The organism is Streptomyces sp. NPDC058257 (assembly GCF_042881845.1).
Classification (GTDB): domain Bacteria; phylum Actinomycetota; class Actinomycetes; order Streptomycetales; family Streptomycetaceae; genus Streptomyces.
Map to the genome: position 1 here is coordinate 218878 of NZ_JBHVXJ010000005.1, position 19603 is coordinate 238480.

Below are 19603 nucleotides of genomic sequence, written 5' to 3' on the forward strand. Positions count from 1 at the left end.
GGCAAGAGAGGCATCACCACCATGGATTACGGCAATCTGTTCCGGCTCGACGGCCGCCGCGTCGCGGTCGTGGGCGGCGCGAGCGGCATCGGCCGCGAGGCCGCCCGCGCGCTCGTCGCCCAGGGCGCGCATGTCATCGTCGCCGACCGGGACACGCAGGGAGCGGCAGAGACGGTGGCGCTCGCGGTGGGGGAGGGCGGGACGGCGTCGGGCCGGAGCGTCGCCACCGCCGTCACGCACCCCCTGGACGTCCTCGACCCCGACGCCGTCCGGGCCGCCGTCGCCGCATGGGGAGCGCTCGACGGGCTCGTCGTCACCGTCGGGGCCAACGTGCGCAAGCGCATCGCCGACTACGGCCTCGACGAGTTCGACCGCGTCATCGCCCTGAACCTGCGCTCCTACCTCACGCTCATCCAGGCCGTCGCCCCCGGCATGGCCGAGCGCGGCCGGGGGAGCGTGGTCGGCTTCGCCTCGATGCGGGCCTTCCAGGTGGAGCCGGGGCAGGGTCCCTACGCCGCGTCCAAGGCGGGCCTCGTCCAGTTGTTGCGGACCGCCGCCGCGGAATGGGGGCCGCAGGGCGTGCGGTTCAACGCGGTCGCGCCCGGCGTCGTCCGTACTCCGCTCACCGACCAGATCGCCGCCGACCCCGCATGGTTCGACGCCTATGCCCAAGCCTCCGCGCTCAAGCGGTGGGCCCGTGCCGACGAACTCGCCGGAGCCGTCGCCTATCTCGTGTCGGACGCGTCCACCTTCGTCACCGGCACCGTGCTGAGCGTCGACGGCGGCTGGACGGCGGTCGACGGGCGTTACGACCCCTCCGTGTGATCGTGTGTGATCCCCTGCGGCCCCGATCGACCCTCCCCGCCCCTCCCCAAGGAGCCCCCTCATGCCCCCGACAGCCGAAGACAGCGGCTCGCGGCGCCCGCCGGACCCACCGGACCCCATGGCCTCCCCGCTCGACGGCCTCCCCACCCTCCGCGGCGTGGCCCGCCCCTCCCTCTGGCTGCTCCTCGTCCCCGTCCTGCTCTACGGCGCCGCCCCGTTCGTGGCCAACCGCATCGAGCCGCGCGTCCTGGGCATCCCCTTCCTCCTGGCCTGGGTCATCGCCGCCACGGTGATCAGTCCCCTGGTCATCTGGCTCGCCGCCCGGCTCGACCCGGCGTACCGCGCGAACGCCGTCGAGCCCATCCCGGCCGACGACCACGGCGACGATCACGGCGACGACCTCCCGGGCACCGACACCGAAGGAGGCCGCCGATGAACGGCTCCGCGGCCGTCGCGACCACCATCTTCGGCCTCGCCATGGTCGCCACCATCGGGATCGGCGTATGGAGCGCCCGCGGCCGGTCCAAGGGCCTCGCCGAGTGGTCCGTCTCCAGCCGCGGACTCGGCGTCCTGTTCATCTGGCTGCTCATGGCAGGCGAGACGTACACGAGCTTCTCGTTCCTCGGCACCGCGGGCTGGTCGTACTCCTTCGGCGCGCCGATCCTCTATCTGGTCGCCTACCTGACCGTCGGTTTCGCCGTCGCGTACGTCGTCGGCCCCGCCCTGTGGACGTACGCGTCCCGGCACGGCCTCATCTCCATCGCGGACATCGCCGAATTCCGGTTCCGCTCACGCCCGGTGGGGATTCTCGTGGCCGTCGTCGCGACGGTCTTCATCGTCCCCTACATCCAGGTCCAGATTCAGGGCATGGGCGTGGTGGTGAACGCGATGACGTACGGCAGCGTCGATCTGAAGGTCGCGGCCGTCATCTCCTTCGTCGTGGCCGAGGTGTTCATCCTCGTGTCAGGGCTGCGCGGCTCGGCGTGGGTGAGCGCGCTCAAGGACATGCTGGTGATCGTCGCCGTCGTGTTCCTCGCCGTGTACATCCCGATGCACTACCTCGGCGGGTTCAGCGACTTCATGCAGCGCATGGTGACCGAGAAGCCCGAGTGGCTGACCTTCCCCGGGCACGAGTCCGGCGGGCGCAACGCCATGTGGTTCCTGAGCACCGTCGTCCTGAACGCCGTGACGATCACCATCTTCCCGACCACCGTCGCCGGTTACCTCAGCGCCAGGAGCCCCAACGCGCTGCGTCGCAACGCGCTGCTCCTGCCTTGGTACCAGCTGCTTCTCTTCGTCCCGATGGTGGTCGGCGCCACGGCGCTGTTCGTGATGCCGACCCTGGGCAACCCCGACCTGGCCCTCTTCAGCCTCGTCACCGACTCCCTGCCCTCACCCGTCGTCGCGCTCATCGGCGTCGCGGGCGCCCTCTCGGCGATCGTGCCGATGAGCGTCTTCATGCTCTCCATCGGCACGCTGTGGGGCCGCACCGTTCTCGGCGGCGGCAACGGCGCCGATCCGCGGGCGCGCCGCCGGGCGCTCGGCACATCCGGCGACGCCCACGACATGCGGGCCAAGCGGCTCTCCCAACTGGTGTGTGTCATCGCCGGGTTGATCGCACTCGCGGGAAGCCTCTTCTATCCGAACACCCTCGTGGAGCTCTCCGTCCTGTCGTACGAGGGTCTGGCGCAGCTCGTTCCCGTCGTGCTGCTCGCCCTGTTCTGGCGGCGGTTGACCGCGCGGGCCGCCGTCTGCGGGATGCTCACCGGTCTCGCGGTGATGACATTGCTGTGGGCCACCGACAACGACCCGTACCACGGTGTGAACGGCGGCATCATCGCCCTCGCCGCCAACCTCGTCGTGCTGCTCGCGGTCGTCTGGCTCGCGCCGGGGCAAGGACCGGCCGCGGTCTCCTCCGCGACCCCGGCCGTCCCGGACGAGGGCACGGCGAAAGCCGCCTTGAAGGAGACCTGATGAGCGATGTCTTCGAGGTGCCGGGACTCCAGGAGCCCGTGGAGATCCGGATCGACCAGTGGGGCGTCCCGCATCTGTACGCCGCGTCGCAGGACGACCTCTTCCTGGCCCAGGGCTTCAACGCCGCGCGCGACCGACTCTTCCAGCTGGACCTCTGGCGGCGCCGCGGACTCGGGCTGCTCGCCGAGGTCCTCGGGGAGCGGTACGCCGAACACGACCGTGCGGCGCGGCTGTTCCTCTACCGCGGTGACATGGCCGAGGAGTGGCGTGCGTACGGGGACGACGCACAACGGGTGACGACGGCGTTCGTCGACGGCATCAACGCGTACGTGGCGCTGTGCCGCGCGGACGCGCGCCGACTCCCGCCCGAATTCGCCCTGTTGACGTACGAACCGGCGTACTGGCATCCCTCCGACGTGGCCCGCGTCCGCAGCCACGGCCTGCAGTACAACCTCCGCGACGAGGTCGCCCGCGCCCTCACCCTGCGCGACCACGGCCCCGACGCGGAGGAGCTGCGCCGCCGCCGTGAGCCCGCCCCGCACCGGCTGCGGGTCCCCGAAGGACTCGACCTGTCCGTCATCCCGTCCGACGTCCTGCGCGTGTACGAGATGGCCACCACGCCACCGTGGGCGGAGGGCGCGGCGCCCCGCCAGGGACTGGACGGCTCCAACAACTGGGTCATCGCCCCGTCCCGGACCGCGACCGGCCGCCCTCTCCTCGCCAACGACCCGCACCGCGGGATCGCCCTGCCCGCCCTGCGCTACCTCACGCACCTCTCGGCGCCCGGCATCGACGCCATCGGGGCGGGCGAACCGGCCCTGCCCGGCATCTCCATCGGCCACAACGGCCAGGTCGCCTTTGGTCTGACGATCTTCCCGATCGACCAGGAGGACCTGTACGTCTACCGCACGAACCCCGCGAACCCGCACGAGTACTGGTACCAAGGCCGCTGGGAGCCGATGAGGCGCGTCACGGAACCGATCCCGGTACGCGGCGGCGGCGCGGTGTCGGCCGACCTGTGGTTCACCCGTCACGGCCCGGTCATCCGTGAACTCCCCGAGAAGAACGCGGCGTTCGCGGTCCGCGCGGCCTGGCTCGGCCCGGGAATGGCCCCCTACCTGGGCAGCATGGACTACATGCGGGCGGCCGACCCCGACGCGTTCGTCACGGCGATGCGCCGCTGGGGGGCACCCGGCGAGAACCAGGTCTACGCGTCCCCCGACGGCACGATCGGCTGGCGCCCCGCGGGCCGTGTCCCCGTCCGCCCCGGCTGGGACGGCACCCTGCCCGTGCCGGGCGACGGCCGCTACGAATGGGACGGCTTCCTGGACGTGGAGGAACTCCCCTCGGTCCGCGACCCGGCCCAGGGCTGGTTCGCCACGGCCAACCAGCTGAACCTGCCGCCCACGTATCCGAACGCGGAGAAGACGGTGACGTACGACTGGTACGCGCCGACACGCCACGACCGCATCACGGAGAGACTGAGCGCGCACGCGGCCTGGACGGTCGAGGACTGTGTAGGACTGCAGACGGACTATGTGAGCCTGCCGGGGCGGCGGGTGCAGGCGCTGCTCGCGGGGTTGCGGAACGGGAGCGCGGCATCCGGGGCTTCCGCGTCCGGCGACCCCCTCACCACCGCCCTGGCCCTCCTGTGCGACTGGGATGCCCGTCTCACCGTCGACTCCCCGGCCGCCGCCCTCTTCGAGGTCTGGTACCGGCGGCACCTGCGGCCCGCCCTGCTTGCGCGTGCCCTCGACGGGGCCGTGGGCGAGGGGCAGCGCGAGCGGGCCCTGGCGCGGATACTGCCCGCCGAGGACGCGGCGGCGGACGCCCGTGTCGATCTGGAGCTCCTGGAGGGTGACCCGGATCCCGGGTTGCTGCTCGGTACGCTCTTGGAGGCGATCGACGAACTCGGCGGGCTGCTGGGCACCGACCCGGCCGCCTGGTCCTGGGGCGCCCTTCACCACGCGCACCCGCACCACCCCATCGCCGCCCTGCTCGGCGGTCCCGCGCCGGACTGGGCCTCCGTGGGCCCAGTACCGCGCGGCGGCAGCGGCGACACCGTGGGAGCCGCCGCCTACGGGCCCGGGTTCCGGCAGACCGCGGGGGCCACCTTCCGGATCGTCGTGGACGTCGGCTCCTGGGACGACTCCGTGGCGATGAACTCGCCGGGGCAGTCCGGCGATCCGGGCAGCCCGCACTACGACGACCTGTTCGCGAGCTGGGCCGCCGACGGTTCCTTCCCGCTCCTCTACTCCCGCGACGCGGTGGAGAGACACACACGGCGGACGATCACACTGCGACCGTCCGCCGCCGCGAAGGCTCAGGGGGTGGCCGACCCGGAGGGCGGATAGTCCACCTCGTACCCGAAGCAGCGGGGACCGGCGAGCGCGAGCCCGTCCGGAGTGATCCAGCGGGGGGGGCGTGGCGCGCGGCGATGACGCTGACACGCAGGCCGTAGCGCAGGCCGTAGCGCAGGCCCTCCGTGGTCACCGGGTCGCTGGTCCCGCTGTCCAGGACGCAGATCAGGTCGGGCATGGTCGCGACGGTTCCCCCCGTCGAGCGTGGCGTGCAAGTTCCCGTCGCGGAAGCCGAGTTCGAGCACCCGCTCGGCATCACCTCGCGTCCCTTCGACACGGGCGTGCCCGCGGGAGCGTGCCCGCGCGCGAAGCCACCTCCGTACGACGGACCACGTCGACCACCTTGCCCGCAGGAGCGGGATGGCGGCCAGCATCGCCCGCGCCGCCGCCACCGGATCACGGTGCGAGGCCCGCGCCTCACGCACCACCGCACCGAGCCGCCGCGCGCGCGATCCGCCCGGCCGCGTGATTGTCGACGGCCTCCACGATGGCCGTGTTGTCCCTGTCGTAGGCGGGCGCCATCGGCGAGTTGGCGATCCCGGCAAGGCCCGGCAGCACCATCTGCGCCTCGGGAAACGCCCGACCCATCGCGTCCCCGTCCACTAGGGGAAGCCCGGCCTCAGGACGGGACGGGACAGGACAGGGCAGGGCAGGGCAGGGCGAAGCCACCCCGGTCACCACCTGGTCCGCCCTCTCAGGCCCCCCGCCGCTACGGGAACTGCGGCTTCTCCGGAGCCATCGAGCGCCCCGCCACCTCTGCCGCCACCCGGGCGTGAATCTCCTCCGGTGAGAGATAGACGTCCGTCATCTCGAAGTCGTTGAGCGTGGCCGGACGTTGCCTCTGGAACCCGGTCCGTACGAAGTCGTCGCCCGCGAGCGCGTTGAGCCCCCAGTTGGCGGCCGTGCGGAAGCGTGCCGTGAAGGTGCGCAGCGCCCCCAAGTGATATCCGCGCGCCACGACTTGGGCGGGCAGCCCCGTCAACTCCACGCCCATCGGCTTCGATACGGCCTGGATGCCGCCGAGGTCGACGACCAGACCCATGTCCTTGTGCCGGTAGGCGGTCAGCGGCTGCCCCTTCAGGGCCGCGGTGACGTTCTTCGCGGCGGCCCATCCCTGCCGCATCGCGTGCTGCGCGGTCGGCGGGCAGGTCGCGTCGCCGCCCTTGACGAGGTCGGGCACGGCCGCCGCGTCGCCGAGCGCGAACACGCCGTCGAGCCCTGGCACCGTCAGATTCGGCTCGACGACCAGGCGGCCCCGGTTGGTCTCGGCGCCCAGCGTGGCGATGAGCGGGCTCGGCGCCACACCGGCGGTCCAGATCAGCGTGTGGCAGGGCAGCGTGCGTCCGTCGGTCAGCGTGACGCTGTCCTCGGTCGCCTTCTCCACCGTCACCCCGAGCGACACATGGATCCCGCGCCGCTGCACTATGGCGAGGGCCTTCTCGCCGAGCCGGTCGCCCAGCTCGGGCATCAACTTCGGTGCCACATCGACCAGATGCCACTTGATCTGTGACGGCTCGAGCCCGGGGTAGCGCTTGACGGCGGCACTCGTCAGGCGGTGCAGATACGCCGCCGTCTCCGTACCGGCGTACCCGCCACCGACGACCACGAACTGCAGCCGGGCCTCCCGCTCGGCCCGGTCCGAGCTCGCGGCCGCCAGGTCGAGCTGGGAGATCACGTGATCGCGGATCCAGGCCGCCTCGGCCAGCGTCTTCACGCCCACGGCATGCAGGTCGACACCGGGGATGTCGAACTGCCGGGTCACGCTGCCCGGGGTCAGGACGAGGTAGTCGTAGCGCTCGACGACCTCATCGCCGTTGATCTTCCGTACGATCACGGCCTTCGCGTGCGGATCCACCCCAATGGCCCCGCCCGGCACGATCGCCGTACGGCGCAGCATGCGGCGCAGCGGCACCGCGACCGACTGCGGGGTGAGCACGCCGGACGCGACATGGGGGAGAAGGGGGAGATACAGCTGATGGTCCTGCGGGCTGATCAGCCGCAGTTCGGCGTCCTGCGCCTTGAGCGTCCGCTCCAGCTTGTGCGCGCACTCCATACCGGCGAAGCCACCGCCGATGATCAGAATCCGGGGACGTTGCATAAGAGATCGCTCCAGGGTTGGGCGAGGGGTCCGGTCAATCCTCCGACGAGGGACTGCCCGGCGCACGTCGGGTGCGCCGGGCGAGTAATCCGAGTACCCCGCAACCGTGACCTTCACGCGCTCTTCCCCGAGCGCTACTTCTCAGAGTCCTGCGTCCCCGAGCCCTGCTCCCCCAGGCTCCGCACGACGACCGAGGCGACGCGCCTGGCGACCGTCGAGATGACCGCGGTGTCGCGCCGCACCTGCGCGAGAAGGAGCGCACCCTGCAACGAGGACAGTACGAGCTCGGCGAGCTCGGCGGCCTCGTCATCGGCGGCGCCCCACCCCCGCAGCGAGTCGGAGAGCCCAAGCAGCCAGGTGTCGTAGGTGAGTTGGCAGACCTCGCTGATGGGCCCGTCACCCCCCGCCTGCTCCAGCGCGACCGTGGCGAGGGGACACCCGTCCCGGAAGCCGGACTCCCGCAACTCGTCGGCGAGCAGCTCACCGACCCCGACGACGGCGTCCCGCGGCCCGGCGGCCGAGCCCACGACCGAGGCCATGCGCTCTCCCAGCTCACCCCCGGCGAGCGCCACCGCCTCGGCGGCCAGCTGCTCCTTGCCCCGCGGAAAGTGGAAGTACAGCGACCCCTTGGGGGCACCGCTCTCCGCGAGGACCTGATTGAGGCCCGTCGCGCCGTAGCCCTGCCGCTGGAAGAGCTCGGCGGCCGTACGCAGGATGCGGGCGCGGGTCTCACCGCGTGGCTTGGTCACGAAGGAGACATTAGACCGACCAGTCTAGAGAGGGCAAGGAGGCGGTGAGCAGGGGTGGGGCGGGAGAGGCCGGCGCGACTCAGATGCCGGGCCGGTAGCGGATGGGGTGGTCCTCCGGCACCTCGACGATGACGATCTTGACGCCGTCCGGGTCGGTGATCCACATCTCCACGAGCCCCCAGGGCTCCTTCACCGGCTCCCGTTCGACCTCCACGCCCCGCGCCACGAAGTCCGCGTGCGCCGCCCGCGCGTCCGCCACCTGGAGCCACAGCTGAAGGCCGGGTACGGGCGGAGTCTGCGAGCGGCCGGAGACTTCGAGGAAGCCGCCGCCGAGGAAGTAGACCGTGCCGCGCTCGGGGCCCGTACCGAACTCGCGGTAGACCGCGAGGCCCAGTGCGTCGCCGTAGAACGCGCGTGAGCGCTCGGGGTCGGTGGGACGGAGGAGGATCCTGCTGCTCAGTACATGCACCATGCAGCCGCACCTTAGTGGGGGGATACCCTCGGCGGTGCCTCGCCCACGCCGCGCCGGACAGCGGCGGGCCAGAGAGATCGGAGAACCCGCCCCATGGACACCGCACCGCGCCCCAGCACGAGCGACCTCACCTTCCGGGACGCCACCGACGCGGACGTCGACGTGCTCGTCTCGCTCATCGAGTCGGCGTACCGAGGCGACTCCAGCCGCGCCGGCTGGACCACCGAGGCGGACATCCTCCAGGGGCAGCGGACCGACTCGCGGGGAGTCGTCGACGTCATCAAGTCGCCCGCGGGCAAGCTGCTCACGGTCGAGCGCGGCGGCGAGGTCGTCGCCTGCTGCCAGCTCGAACACCGCGGTGAGCACGCCTACTTCGGGATGTTCGCGGTGAGTCCGGCGCTCCAGGGCGCGGGCCTCGGCAAGGTGATCATGGCGGAGGCCGAGCGGACCGTGCGCGAGGCGTGGGGCGCGAAGGAGATGCACATGACCGTGATCTCCGTACGTGACGACCTCATCGCGTGGTACGAGCGGCGCGGCTACCGCCGTACGGGAAAGATGACCCCCTTCCCGTACGGCGACGAGCGGTTCGGCATTCCGCAGCGGGACGACCTGCAGTTCGAGCTGCTGGTCAAGCCCCTCACCTGAGCTCGGCCGGGAGGACCGGGCGCGACCCGGAGAACCCGGGCTCGGCCGGGAGGAGAGGTCAGGCCGTGAAGCGGCCCGTCCGCTTGATGTCCGGATAGTCCGTGGTCGCTCCGTCCAACTGCAGCGCGCGCACGAGCCGCAGATCGTCCTGTGTGTTCACGACCCAGCCGATGATCCGCAGGTCGGCCTTCCTGGCGCGCTCGGCGATCTCCAGGGTCAGGCGCCTGATGTTCAGCACGAGGGTGGTGGCGCCGACCGCCGTCGCACGCTCCACCACGTCGGTGCCGTAGCGGCTCGCGACGAGCGCGGTGCGGACGCCGGGGACCAGGCGGGCGATCTCGGCGATCGCCTCGTCGTGGAAGGAGATCACCTCGACGCGGCCGACCAGATCGCGCCGGTGCATCACCTCGGCGAGGGCGCGGGCGGCGGCCACATCCTTGATCTCGGCCTGCAACGGCGCCTGCACGGCGTCCAGGACCTCTTCGAACACGGGGACGCGCTCACCGCGCCCCGCGTCGAGCTCCCGCAGCTCGGCCAGGGTCTTCTCGGCGATCGGTCCCTTCCCGTCGGTCGTACGGGCCACGTCGGCGTCGTGCATGACGACGAGGGCACCGTCCTTGCTCAGATGCAGATCGAGCTCGATGAGATCGAGGCCCGCGGCTTGCGCGGCGATGAAGGACCGAAGGGTGTTCTCGGGTTCGACACCCATGACCCCGCGGTGACCGATGGTGAGGAAGTTCAAGGTTCACTCGCTTCCGTCGACGGCGGCTCGGCGGCCACGCGGCGAGGACGGAGGTGCCACGCGGCAATTGCGCAGCCTAACGGCCCGCCTCGGTGAAGGAACCGCCCGTACGGGGGCGCCCCGAAGAATCGGAGTCGTCCGCTCTCATTCCCACGATCCCGAGCAGGAGCCCGGTGATGACGGCGGCGACAAGGACGGCGCGGGTGCTCACAGGTGCACTGCTCCATACGGCGGGGTCGGCTGACACCGTCCGTCCTACCGGCCGGCGGCCCCGCACCGCGAGCAACGTCACCCGTGGGTGGGCGAGTCCTCGACGGGTTGACCGGAGGTGACGAGGTCGTCCGTTTCCGCGAGATCGGCGAGCATCGCCTCCGCCAGTTCGATCTCCGCCTCAAGACGACGGCCGCTCCAGCGGAGCGCGATCTGCGGATGCGTCCACGCCTCCTGCCCGTCCGCCCGGGCGAGCGCGTCGCGCACCTCCTTCAGCTCGCCTCGCGTGTGCGCGATGTGCTCGATCACCAGGGCCCGCAGATGATCCGGCGCCGCGAGGTGCCCCAGCCAGACCCGGAGCAGCAGCGGGTGCTTCAGGACGGGCGGCCCCGCGTCCTGGGAGCCCCCCGCCCAGCCGACGAGCGCGGCACGGCCCTCCGCCGTGATGGCGTACGACCGCTTCGCGCGGGGCTCCTCGGGTCCCGAGCGCCGCGACGTGGCGTACCCGAGCCCTTCGAGGCGGCGCAGTTCGGCGTAGATCTGGCTGATGGCGGGCGCCCAGTAGAAGTGCCGGAGCGAGGCGTCCGCCCACTTCTTCAGTTCGTACCCGGTCCGCTCCCCGGGGAAGGAGAGCAGGCCGAGCACGGCCCACGCGGTCGGCGGCAGCTCGGTGGGCCGCTGGTGCTTCGGTGAGGTGGGGCGAGGGGCTGCCATACGACTGATTGAAGTGAACGTCACATCGCCGGCGCAAGACATGTGCGGTGCGAAGGGCGTGCGGGGGTATAGGGGGTTCATGAGTGATCTCCCGACGCCGCACATCCGCAGACTGCTCGGCGCCACCGACCGCTTCGCGTTCCGCGGCGTGGCCGCCCGCTCCTGGCCGGCGGCACAGCCCGTCCTGCCCCGGCTGAGCCGCAGTGCCGACCACGGACTGCTGTGGTTCGGCATCGCCGCCGGAATGTGGGCCTTCGGCGGTGCGCGCGGCAGGCGGGCGGCCGTGCGCGGTGTCGCCTCCCTGGCACTCGCGTCGGCCACGGTCAACACCCTGGGCAAGAGCGCGGTGCGCCGCTCCCGGCCGGTCCTCGACACCGTGCCGGTGATACGGCATCTCTCCCGGCAGCCGATCACCAGCTCCTTCCCCTCCGGGCACGCGGCCTCGGCGGCGGCGTTCGCCGCCGGTGTGGCCCTGGAGTCGCGGGGGATGGGCGTGGCCGTGGCCCCGGTCGCGGCTTCGGTGGCCTTCTCCCGCGTCTACACCGGAGTGCACTACCCCAGCGACGTCCTGGTCGGCGCGGCCCTTGGCGTGGGCGCCGCCTACGCGGTGCGCGGCATGGTGCCGTCCCGGGCGCAGCTGCCACCGCCCGCACGGCCCCGCACGGACGCGCCCGCGCTGCCGGACGGTGAGGGCCTTGTCGTCGTGGTGAACCCCTCCTCCGGGGCCCAGCCGCAACTGCTCGACCCGGTCAGGCAGTTGAAGACCGCCCTGCCCCGGGCAGAGGTGATCCTCTACGAGGAGGAAGCGGGGCCCCTGCCCAAGGTCCTGGAGGAAGCGGCCAGGGACGCGGCCCGGCGCGGCGGAGTCTTCGGCGTGTGCGGGGGAGACGGCACGGTGAACGCCGCCGTGACACCGGCCCTGCGGTTCGACGTGCCGCTGATGGTCCTTCCCGGCGGAACGTTCAACCACTTCGCCGCGGACCTGGGCGTCGACACGGTCGCGGACGCCTGCGCCGCCCTCGCCGTGGGCAGTGCCGTACGGGCCGACGTCGGCCGGATCAAGCCCCTGGCCGGGATCGGCCCCGACGGCCGGTCGTACTCCGAGCCGGTGTACTTCCTGAACACCTTCAGCCTCGGCGCCTACCCCGAACTCGTACGCATCAGGGAGGAGTGGTCGCCGAAGGTCGGCGGTCCGCCCGCCGCCATGCTCGGCGTCGCCCAGATCATCCACACGGGGCGGCCGCTGCGCGCGGTGGTGAACGGCAAGGCCCGCTCGATGTGGCTGCTCTTCGCGGGCAACGGCGCCTACCGCAGCACCGGCATCGCCCCGGTGCGCAGGCACGACCTGGCCGACGGTCTTCTCGACGTCCGCATCGCGCACGGCGGGCACTTCGCGCGCAGCCGCCTGCTCGCCGCGGCGGTGGCCGGTCAGCTGGCCAAGACCCGCCTGTACGCGTCCGCCAAGGCCCAGCGCCTGGTGATCTCCGGCCTGCCCGAGGACACACAGATGGCGTACGACGGTGAACTCGCCCCCGCGCCCGCCGCCCTGCTCATCGACAAGCTCCCCGAGGCCCTCACCGTGTACCGGCCGATCGCCGACTGACCGCGGCGCGGGCCCGGAACGCATTACGCCAAGCGGCGCACACTCGGCGTGCGCGCCGGGCCCGTCGCCAGTGTGCTGGCCCTCATGGGCTACGACATAGACAGCCCGCGTGAAGCGGGCACCACACGACGTGACGTACTGAGCGTCGCCGCGGTCCTCATGGCCGGCGGCGCCTTCACGGTGGCGGGACCGGCGCCGCACGCAGCCGCGGAATCCGACGGCGGCTGCGGCGTCGGCTACGACGAGGAGTTCGAGGCGGCTCTCGCCGAGGCGGACGAGGCGATCCCGGAGACCCGCGCGCTCGCCCCTGAACGACCGCCCGGCAGATTCGCCCTGCCGCTGCGCCGGGGCTTTCGCGTCACCGCCCGCTACGGCGTGCGCGGCAACTGGATCGCGGGGCACCACACCGGCATCGACCTCGCCGTCCCGCGGGGAACCCCGGTGCACGCCGTCGGCGGGGGCACCGTCGTCCTGGCGCGCTGGTCGGGCGCGTACGGCAAGGCGGTGACGGTGCGGCTGCGGGACGGGCACTACTCCGTGTACGGGCACCTCTCCCGCATCTCGGTACGCCAAGGGGCCCGGATCGGGACCGGGGACCGGATCGGCAGCAGCGGGGCCACGGGGCGTGCCACAGGGCCCCACCTCCACCTGGAGATCCGGGCCAAGCGGGGCTATGGATCGGACATCAATCCGGTCACCTATCTCGCGAGGCGCGGAGCCCGGCTGCTGTGAGGCGCACGGGGGCGGGTGACTCGATACTTACTGTCGAGTAAGGTCGGCCTCCCTTCGCCACCTCAGGAGGCAGCATGCCCTCGGCATCCCGTTCCCCCATGCTCCTGGCCGGTCTGCTGGCCGGCGCCGGAGTCGCCCACTTCGCCGCCCCGAGACTGTTCGACCACACCGTGCCGCGCTTCCTGCCCGGATCGCCGCGCACCTGGACGTACGCGAGCGCCGTGGTCGAGTTCGGCCTCGCGGCCTCAGTGGCGCTGCCCCGCACCCGGCGGCCCGCGGCGCTGGCCACGGCTGCCTTCTTCGTCGGCGTGTTCCCCGCCAACGTGCAGATGGCGGTGGACTGGCGCCACCGCCCCGCCCCGCTCAAGGCCGCGGCGATAGGCCGCCTCCCGCTCCAGGTGCCGCTCGTGCTGTGGGCCAGGAACGTGGCGGGGGCGGCGCGTCACGCCGACGACGGGTCCTAGCCCACACGAACGCGGCCCGCGACCGTCGTGGAGGTCGTCGTGGTGTGGGCCGGGCGCGCGGTCCGCGTGGGGACGTCGACCGTGTAGGTGTCCACGGTCATGGCCCGCTCGGAGACCTTGAGCACCATGAACCCCACGTCGGAGAAGTTCTGCCAGGCGGCGGGGTGGTCGAAGTGCGCCCGGCCGTCACCGGACTTGGCGGCGGCCCCGCAGACGATCTGACGGGTGCCCGCCGTACGGGTCGTGGGTTCGAGGACCTGGAGGGTGTGGTCGTGCCCGGACAGGATCAGGTCGGCCCTGCCGCACACCACCTGCTCGTACAGCTCCTTGAGGTGGATCCCGCTCGTGTAGTGGCCGATGACGAATCCGTCGTACGAACCCGCGCTGCCGTGCTTGCCGTTGTTCAGGTAGGGATGGTGGCCCAGAACCACCTTCCAGCGGGCCCGTGACGCGGTGAGCGCGGCGTCGAGCCACTGGCGCTGGGCGCGCATGTAGGGGCCGTCCCACCGGTAGCGGGACGACGTCTGGGCGACCGTCGAGGCGACCGGGTTGGTGTCGAGGGCGAAGAACTCCACGACCGGGTCGCCCCGGCCGGGCCCCTGGGACGACGGCAGCGCGACGTTGTAGTAGCGGCTCGGCATGTACCAGCGCGGTGAGGAGAGCGCGTAGGAGACCTCGCGGTCGCCGCGCGAGGGATCACCGCCGCTGCCCGGGATGAGACCCGAGCAGTCGTGGTTGCCAAGGACCATGAGCCAGGGGACGTCGATGCCGGTGTTGGGCGTCTCGAACTTGTCCCGGAACTCGGAGTCGTGGTCGGACTCGGGCCCGTTCTCATAGATGTTGTCGCCCAGGCCGACGGCCAGCGATATCCCTTCGTCACGGCAGACCCGCCGGGCGGCCTCGGTCACGGCGAGCTGCTCCTCGCCACCGGTGCCGGAGTCCCCGGTCACCAGAACGGCGAACTCTCCCCGCCGGTTCGGCTCCTCGGGGAAGGGGAACTTCGCGGCGCCCTGCGCCGCCGTTGCCTGCCGCGCGCCGGACGGCAGCACCGCGAGGGCGGCTCCGGCGGCCGCACCGCCGAGCAGCGTGCGCCGGCCCAGCGCCAGGGCCTGCGGCCCCCACGTGGCGGCAAGGTTCCGGGCGAGCGGCGCGTCGGCCCGCAGCCACTGTTTCTCGGTCAAGTCCGCGCGCGGCGGGACCAGTTCGTCATCGCACATCCGAGCGTTCTCCCATACCGGCGCGGACAGGGGAAGACGATCAGGCGAATTGCCGGTGGCGGTCCGATCACCGGTCACGTGGCCTTCCGGTGCCGCCGAGCTCGTGCAGCGCGGCGCCCACCAGCGTCCGCACTCCCGGCAGCAAGGCCGAGAGATCCGGGGCGAACAGGGGGCTGTGGTTGCCCGGCACGCCGGTGATCTTCTCGCTGAGCTCCTGTCCCGCAGCGGCCTGCCAGGTGGCCCCCGATGTCGAAGGCACGAACCAGAAGTCGTAGGGCACCCCGGCGGGCACGAGGAGGGAGAAGTCCTCGCTGCCCATGGCGGGACCGAAGTCGACCACGCCGGCCTTGCCGAACAGTTCGCGGTGCACGGAGGTGATATCCGCGTCGAGCGCGGCGTCGTTGACAGTGGCGGGGAAGCTCGCACCGATGGTCACCTCGGGCGGCGTGGGGCACCCGGCCGCCTGGCACTCTCCCTCGGCGATGCGGCGGATGGCCGACAGGACCCGCTCGCGCACCGCCATGTCCTGCGTGCGGAGGTTGAGGCCGAGCCGGGCCTCCGCGGGGATGATGTTGGGCCGCTGCCCCGCGTTGAACTGGCCGGTGGTGAGCACCACCGCGTCCGACGCGGACACCTCCCGGGACACCACGGTCTGCAGCCGGGTCACGATGTACGCGGCCGTCACCACCGGGTCGACGGTGGCCTCGGGCCGTGAGCCGTGGCCACCGACGCCGTGCACCACGATCTCCACGTCGTCGGCGGACGACATGATCAGCCCCGGCGTGTGGGAGACGAATCCGACGGGCCCGGGGGCGACGTGCTGGCCGAAGACCGCGTCGGGCCGGGGGAAGCGCTCCTGGAGCCCGTCGGCGACCATCGCGTTCGCTCCGCCACCCGCTTCCTCGGCGGGCTGCCCGATCACCACGAGGGTGCCCGACCAGGTCTCACGGGCCGCCGCGAGGGCCTCGGCGGCGAACGTCAGCCAGGTGACGTGCATGTCGTGGCCGCAGGCGTGCATGACACCGTCGACGGTGGAGGCGTACGGAAGGCCTGTGGTCTCCGTGACGGGCAGTGCGTCCATGTCCCCGCGCAGCCACACCACGGGCCCGTCGCCGTTCGCCAGGACGCCCACGACGCCGGTGCCGCCCACACCGGTGGTCACCGCGTACCCGGCGCCGCGCAGCCGTTCGGCGAGGATCCCGGCCGTGCGGTGTTCCTGGAAGGAGAGCTCGGGGTGGCGGTGCAGGTCCTGGTAGTAGCCCTCGATGTCACTCGACCTCAGCCCCGAGGTGACGTCCAGGGTCTGGCTCGCTGCGGTTGCTGCCTTGGGCATGCGGCTCCTCGCGTTTCGAGACGGTCCTCCTCACCTTCGCACAGGGTGCGCAGCCGGTCCTTGGCGAACTCCACGGGCCCTGCGTCCACGGGCCTTGTGGAGAGCGAGGGGCTCTCCGGCGTGAGGGGGGACCTGGCACACCACGGCTGGCCACTCAGTGGCACGACTCGGCCTTCCTGCAGATCATGCGCGGCGGCAGGCTGGATGACGCGGGGCGGGGAACGATCAGGAGAGGAGAACCGCGATGCGCTACATCAAGCTGCGTGACCTGGAGGTTTCGCGTATCGGTCTGGGCGCGATGGGCATGTCCCACGGCTACACCGACTCCGGGACCGACGAGGCGGAGTCCATCCGCACGATCCACCGGGCACTGGACCTCGGCGTCACCTTCGTCGACACCGCCGAGATCTACGGTCCGTACGTCAATGAGGAGCTCGTCGGCCGCGCCCTGAAGGGGCGCCGTGACCAGGTGGTCCTGGCGACGAAGTTCGGCCTCGTCTCGCACGCGGGCGACGGAGCATGGAACCTCGACAGCGCCCCGGCCAACATCCGCACCGCCGTCGAGGGCTCCCTCAGGCGTCTGGGCACCGATCACATCGACCTGTACTACCAGCACCGCGTCGACCCGGACACGCCCATCGAGGAGACCGCGGGCGCCGTGGCCGAGCTGATCGCCGAGGGCAAGGTCCGCGCGTTCGGCCTGTCCGAGGCAGGACCGGACACCATCCGGCGCGCCCACGCCGTCCACCCGGTCACGGCCGTGCAGTCGGAGTACTCACTGTGGACCCGCGGCCTGGAGGAGCGTGTACTGCCGCTGCTGCGCGAGCTGCGCATCGGCCTCGTGCCCTTCTCGCCGCTCGGACACGGTTTCCTCACCGGCGCGATCCGCTCCACCGACGACTTCGAGGAAGGCGACTTCCGGCACGGCAACCCGCGCTTCACCGGAGAGAACTTCCGGCGCAACCTGCGTATCGCCGACGAGGTCCAGGCAGTCGCCGCCGAAGCAGGTGCCACCCCGGCGCAGACCGCCCTGGCCTGGCTCCTCGCCCAGGGCGACGACATCGCCCCCATCCCCGGCACCAAGCGCGTCCACCGGGTCGAGGAGAACACCGCCGCCGACGGCGTCGAACTGACCCCCGCGCACCTCGCGAAGCTCGGCAGCCTGCCGCAGGCAGCGGGGGAGACCCACCCCGAAGGCGCCCGCCAGATGCTCGAACGCTGACGACCGCCTGATCCGGAGAACTCATCGACTGGATCAACTGACTTCCCATGCAGGAAAGTTGATGTATTCCGGAGACATGCTCCAGTACGCTCCGTGCAACATCGACCACCCGCCGCACGGCGGTCACGTACGGCACGGGGGTGCGCCGGATGAGCCGGGAGCTGGGATTCGAAGGGCTCATCGAGGACGAAGGTTTCTTCCCCCGCCTGCTCGGCCGTAGTGCCCGGGGGCGCGGCGAGAAGTTTCTGTACGGCCCCGACCTGCCCGTCGTGCTGCTCACCGGCGGCCCCGGCATGGGCAAGCAGCGCCTCCTCGAGCTGCTGCGGGACCGGTTCGGGCGGAAGGTTCCGGTGGCGTACGTGGACTGTGCGGACGCACGGTACGCCGAGGAGGCGGCGTGGCGTCCGGCCTGCCGCTCGGAGGCCACGGAGACGATGTACGACATCGCGCTGCGGATGAGCGAGTGGGAGGGACCCGGCGGGGCGCTGTCCGCACCCCGCTTCTTCGCCGGGATGGCGGCGGTGGCGGCGGGCGCACGGCTGCGTCGGCGCGGCCTGGAGGAGGAACTGGCCCGCTACCGCGTCCTGTTGCAGCCGCACAGGGCGCTCGGCAGGTTCATGCGCAATCTGGTGACCGGCTATCTGTCCGCCCTCGCCGGAGTGGTCGCCCCCGCGGCGGCGCCGCTGGTGGGCGCCGCCCTCACGGAGTTCCTGGAGAATCTGGCGAGCACCGGCGCCGAACCGGTGCGCGCCACCTACGGCGACTATCCCGGCGCCGCGGGCAGCGCGGCCACCGGGCTGCGGCTGCTCGCCCACGACTTCCAGCAGAGCGCCGACGAGCGGAGCTTCGCGGAAGGCTTCCTCTTCCGCGCCCTGCGCGAGGATCTGGACGCCGCCTACACCGGATTCGGCGCCGCACTCACCCGGGTCGGCCGCCCCGCGGTGCTGCTGCAGCACGCCAACTGGCCGGTGGGCCGCGGACTCCTGGCGGCGGTGCTCGCCGACCGGGCCCACGGCCACCGTGAGCGCACGGTGCTCGTCGCGAGCGAACGGGCGGCCGAACCCCTCTTCCTGGCCGACGAGCCGCGCACCGAGGAACTCGCGGGCTACCGGCCGGACCAGGAGGAGCCGCCCCACTGGCAGCGACTGCCCGCGCGCGGCCGTCTCGGACAGGGCGTGCTGCTCCTGCGGATGCCGCTGCTCACCACCGAGCACATCAACAAGGAGCTGCAACGGCATACCGGAGCCGCGCCGGAGGCGGCGCGGCTGCGCCGGGCGCAGAGCGCGGTGCACCGGCTCTCCGGCCGCCGCCCCAGGACGGTGCAGCGCCTCGTAGAGTCGGCCGGAGACCTGCCGGAGCTTGGCAACGACCGTGAACTGCTCGACCAGTCCGCGGTGCTCGACGGGGAGTCGATCGCCGTCCGTGACGTCCTGCTCGCCGAGTTGGTGCTCGGACAGCTCCCCGAGCGGCTGCCCGTCGAGCACACCGACCGCTGGCTCGACCTGCTGACCCAGCTGTCGGTCGCGCACACCGGTGACTGCGCCCGCGCCCTGCTGCGCATACCGCAACTGGAACAGACGGCGGGCGGGCTCACCGCGGACGAGGTGGGGCGATACCTCCTGGAGAGCGGCTGGCCCGCCTGCGAGCGGCACTTCATCGGCGACTTCGGTCTCCGGCAGCTGCTCATGAGCAGACTGCACGGGCCGCCGGAGGCGGGCGACGAATGGCGCCGCAACCACGGCCTGCTGCACGCCCACTACCAACGACGCGCCGAGACCCCCGACCGTGCCTTCGGCACCACCGCGGCACACGGACTCAACCACGACCTGGTCGCCCACGGTCCCGAGCGCGCCATACGCCACCTCGCCGTCAAGTTCCCGGTGTACGGCGAGGGCGCCGAGGAGTGGTGCGACCAACTGCTCGCACTGGCCCAGGCCCCTTCACCCGGCGGCGACGACGAGCGGCACGGCCGTATGACGGTGGCCCGGGTCGAAGGCACCAAGCTGGAGCGCCAGCTGGACGAGCTGCTGCACGCCGTATGGCTCTGCGAGGAGCGCACCCGGCCGCCGGACATCGCAGCGGCCGACCGGATGACGCACCTCATGCAGGAGCTGGCCAGGGAGTACGCGGAGGCGGCGCCCGTGCTCACGGCCAGGGCCGGACGGTGGGAGCGCCGCGCCCGCAACCGGCAGCCGCTGCAGTCCTGTTCCTGCACGGCCCACATCGGAGAGGGGAGCTGAGGC

Annotated in this window: 20 protein-coding genes; 10 read left to right on the forward strand and 10 right to left on the reverse strand. The window is 72.0% G+C overall.

Annotation, left to right across the window (positions count from 1 at the left end):
* Positions 1–21 precede the first annotated feature (21 nt).
* From ACFVXC_RS15860 to ACFVXC_RS15875, 4 genes are all read left to right on the forward strand, one after another.
* Positions 22–825 carry an SDR family NAD(P)-dependent oxidoreductase gene (locus tag ACFVXC_RS15860; RefSeq protein WP_389905660.1) on the forward strand — a complete coding sequence of 268 codons (804 nt, stop codon included), beginning with the start codon at positions 22–24 and terminating at the stop codon, positions 823–825.
* A 61-nt stretch (positions 826–886) separates the two neighbouring features.
* Positions 887–1261, forward strand: a complete 375-nt coding sequence (locus ACFVXC_RS15865) for a DUF3311 domain-containing protein (protein ID WP_389905662.1) — start codon at positions 887–889, stop codon at positions 1259–1261.
* Positions 1258–2799, forward strand: a complete 1542-nt coding sequence (locus ACFVXC_RS15870; RefSeq protein ID WP_389905664.1) for a sodium:solute symporter — start codon at positions 1258–1260, stop codon at positions 2797–2799. Before ACFVXC_RS15865 ends, ACFVXC_RS15870 begins: the two co-directional genes overlap by 4 nt.
* Positions 2799–5153, forward strand: coding sequence for a penicillin acylase family protein (locus ACFVXC_RS15875; RefSeq protein ID WP_389905666.1), 2355 nt, complete (start codon positions 2799–2801; stop codon positions 5151–5153). Before ACFVXC_RS15870 ends, ACFVXC_RS15875 begins: the two co-directional genes overlap by 1 nt.
* On the opposite strand, the gene ACFVXC_RS15880 is transcribed toward ACFVXC_RS15875, so the two are convergent.
* The 5 genes from ACFVXC_RS15880 to ACFVXC_RS15900 form a co-directional block, all read right to left on the reverse strand.
* Positions 5092–5415, reverse strand: a complete 324-nt coding sequence (locus ACFVXC_RS15880) for a hypothetical protein (protein WP_389905947.1) — start codon at positions 5413–5415, stop codon at positions 5092–5094. The two genes, ACFVXC_RS15875 and ACFVXC_RS15880, sit on opposite strands and share 62 nt — an antisense overlap.
* A 161-nt stretch (positions 5416–5576) precedes the next feature.
* Positions 5577–5747 carry a DUF917 family protein gene (locus ACFVXC_RS15885; RefSeq protein ID WP_389905668.1) on the reverse strand — a complete coding sequence of 57 codons (171 nt, stop codon included), beginning with the start codon at positions 5745–5747 and terminating at the stop codon, positions 5577–5579.
* A 121-nt stretch (positions 5748–5868) separates the two neighbouring features.
* Positions 5869–7257, reverse strand: a complete 1389-nt coding sequence (locus tag ACFVXC_RS15890) for an NAD(P)/FAD-dependent oxidoreductase (RefSeq protein ID WP_389905670.1) — start codon at positions 7255–7257, stop codon at positions 5869–5871.
* Positions 7258–7391: 134 nt separating this feature from the next.
* Positions 7392–8006: a TetR family transcriptional regulator gene (locus tag ACFVXC_RS15895; protein WP_389905672.1), complete on the reverse strand. Its 615-nt coding sequence runs from the start codon at positions 8004–8006 to the stop codon at positions 7392–7394.
* Between the two features lie 79 nt (positions 8007–8085).
* Positions 8086–8478 carry a VOC family protein gene (locus tag ACFVXC_RS15900; RefSeq protein ID WP_389905674.1) on the reverse strand — a complete coding sequence of 131 codons (393 nt, stop codon included), beginning with the start codon at positions 8476–8478 and terminating at the stop codon, positions 8086–8088.
* Between the two features lie 93 nt (positions 8479–8571).
* Here ACFVXC_RS15900 and ACFVXC_RS15905 point away from each other — a divergent pair, with 93 nt between their 5' ends.
* A complete protein-coding gene (locus tag ACFVXC_RS15905; protein ID WP_389905676.1) occupies positions 8572–9123 on the forward strand; it encodes a GNAT family N-acetyltransferase in 552 nt (183 codons plus the stop codon).
* Between the two features lie 58 nt (positions 9124–9181).
* On the opposite strand, the gene ACFVXC_RS15910 is transcribed toward ACFVXC_RS15905, so the two are convergent.
* From ACFVXC_RS15910 to ACFVXC_RS15920, 3 genes are all read right to left on the reverse strand, one after another.
* Complete coding sequence (locus tag ACFVXC_RS15910; RefSeq protein WP_389905678.1) at positions 9182–9865, reverse strand: glycerophosphodiester phosphodiesterase; 684 nt, start codon at positions 9863–9865, stop codon at positions 9182–9184.
* Positions 9866–9941: 76 nt separating this feature from the next.
* Positions 9942–10076 carry a hypothetical protein gene (locus tag ACFVXC_RS15915; RefSeq protein ID WP_389905679.1) on the reverse strand — a complete coding sequence of 45 codons (135 nt, stop codon included), beginning with the start codon at positions 10074–10076 and terminating at the stop codon, positions 9942–9944.
* A 77-nt stretch (positions 10077–10153) separates the two neighbouring features.
* Positions 10154–10789, reverse strand: coding sequence for a PadR family transcriptional regulator (locus ACFVXC_RS15920; protein WP_389905680.1), 636 nt, complete (start codon positions 10787–10789; stop codon positions 10154–10156).
* A 79-nt stretch (positions 10790–10868) separates the two neighbouring features.
* Here ACFVXC_RS15920 and ACFVXC_RS15925 point away from each other — a divergent pair, with 79 nt between their 5' ends.
* The 3 genes from ACFVXC_RS15925 to ACFVXC_RS15935 all read left to right on the forward strand — a co-directional run bounded on the left by ACFVXC_RS15925 (position 10869) and on the right by ACFVXC_RS15935 (position 13588).
* Positions 10869–12392 carry a bifunctional phosphatase PAP2/diacylglycerol kinase family protein gene (locus tag ACFVXC_RS15925; protein WP_389905682.1) on the forward strand — a complete coding sequence of 508 codons (1524 nt, stop codon included), beginning with the start codon at positions 10869–10871 and terminating at the stop codon, positions 12390–12392.
* A gap of 84 nt (positions 12393–12476) precedes the next feature.
* A complete protein-coding gene (locus ACFVXC_RS15930) occupies positions 12477–13124 on the forward strand; it encodes a M23 family metallopeptidase (RefSeq protein WP_389905684.1) in 648 nt (215 codons plus the stop codon).
* Positions 13125–13198: 74 nt separating this feature from the next.
* A complete protein-coding gene (locus ACFVXC_RS15935) occupies positions 13199–13588 on the forward strand; it encodes a hypothetical protein (RefSeq protein ID WP_389905685.1) in 390 nt (129 codons plus the stop codon).
* Here the strand turns inward: ACFVXC_RS15935 and ACFVXC_RS15940 are convergent.
* Positions 13585–14805 (reverse strand): metallophosphoesterase, encoded by a 1221-nt coding sequence (locus ACFVXC_RS15940; RefSeq protein WP_389905687.1) that lies wholly within the window; start codon positions 14803–14805, stop codon positions 13585–13587. The genes ACFVXC_RS15935 and ACFVXC_RS15940 overlap by 4 nt on opposite strands.
* Before the next feature lie 67 nt (positions 14806–14872).
* Positions 14873–16138, reverse strand: coding sequence for an amidohydrolase (locus ACFVXC_RS15945; protein WP_389905689.1), 1266 nt, complete (start codon positions 16136–16138; stop codon positions 14873–14875).
* 244 nt (positions 16139–16382) lie between these two features.
* Here ACFVXC_RS15945 and ACFVXC_RS15950 point away from each other — a divergent pair, with 244 nt between their 5' ends.
* Positions 16383–17360: an aldo/keto reductase gene (locus ACFVXC_RS15950; protein ID WP_389905691.1), complete on the forward strand. Its 978-nt coding sequence runs from the start codon at positions 16383–16385 to the stop codon at positions 17358–17360.
* A gap of 149 nt (positions 17361–17509) precedes the next feature.
* Positions 17510–19600 (forward strand): hypothetical protein, encoded by a 2091-nt coding sequence (locus tag ACFVXC_RS15955; protein WP_389905693.1) that lies wholly within the window; start codon positions 17510–17512, stop codon positions 19598–19600.
* The last annotated feature ends 3 nt before the right edge of the window (positions 19601–19603 follow it).

Bases quoted from the DNA above. Each gene is read 5' to 3' on its own strand.
- ACFVXC_RS15950 (WP_389905691.1), top strand. From the start codon at position 16,383: ATGCGCTACATCAAGCTGCGTGACCTGGAGGTTTCGCGTATCGGTCTG.
- ACFVXC_RS15955 (WP_389905693.1), top strand. From the start codon at position 17,510: ATGAGCCGGGAGCTGGGATTCGAAGGGCTCATCGAGGACGAAGGTTTC.
- ACFVXC_RS15865 (WP_389905662.1), top strand. From the start codon at position 887: ATGCCCCCGACAGCCGAAGACAGCGGCTCGCGGCGCCCGCCGGACCCA.
- ACFVXC_RS15900 (WP_389905674.1), bottom strand. From the start codon at position 8,478: ATGGTGCATGTACTGAGCAGCAGGATCCTCCTCCGTCCCACCGACCCC.
- ACFVXC_RS15940 (WP_389905687.1), bottom strand. From the start codon at position 14,805: ATGTGCGATGACGAACTGGTCCCGCCGCGCGCGGACTTGACCGAGAAA.
- ACFVXC_RS15930 (WP_389905684.1), top strand. From the start codon at position 12,477: ATGGGCTACGACATAGACAGCCCGCGTGAAGCGGGCACCACACGACGT.
- ACFVXC_RS15890 (WP_389905670.1), bottom strand. From the start codon at position 7,257: ATGCAACGTCCCCGGATTCTGATCATCGGCGGTGGCTTCGCCGGTATG.
- ACFVXC_RS15880 (WP_389905947.1), bottom strand. From the start codon at position 5,415: ATGCCGAGCGGGTGCTCGAACTCGGCTTCCGCGACGGGAACTTGCACG.
- ACFVXC_RS15885 (WP_389905668.1), bottom strand. From the start codon at position 5,747: ATGGGTCGGGCGTTTCCCGAGGCGCAGATGGTGCTGCCGGGCCTTGCC.
- ACFVXC_RS15860 (WP_389905660.1), top strand. From the start codon at position 22: ATGGATTACGGCAATCTGTTCCGGCTCGACGGCCGCCGCGTCGCGGTC.
- ACFVXC_RS15905 (WP_389905676.1), top strand. From the start codon at position 8,572: ATGGACACCGCACCGCGCCCCAGCACGAGCGACCTCACCTTCCGGGAC.
- ACFVXC_RS15870 (WP_389905664.1), top strand. From the start codon at position 1,258: ATGAACGGCTCCGCGGCCGTCGCGACCACCATCTTCGGCCTCGCCATG.
- ACFVXC_RS15925 (WP_389905682.1), top strand. From the start codon at position 10,869: ATGAGTGATCTCCCGACGCCGCACATCCGCAGACTGCTCGGCGCCACC.
- ACFVXC_RS15945 (WP_389905689.1), bottom strand. From the start codon at position 16,138: ATGCCCAAGGCAGCAACCGCAGCGAGCCAGACCCTGGACGTCACCTCG.
- ACFVXC_RS15920 (WP_389905680.1), bottom strand. From the start codon at position 10,789: ATGGCAGCCCCTCGCCCCACCTCACCGAAGCACCAGCGGCCCACCGAG.
- ACFVXC_RS15875 (WP_389905666.1), top strand. From the start codon at position 2,799: ATGAGCGATGTCTTCGAGGTGCCGGGACTCCAGGAGCCCGTGGAGATC.
- ACFVXC_RS15935 (WP_389905685.1), top strand. From the start codon at position 13,199: ATGCCCTCGGCATCCCGTTCCCCCATGCTCCTGGCCGGTCTGCTGGCC.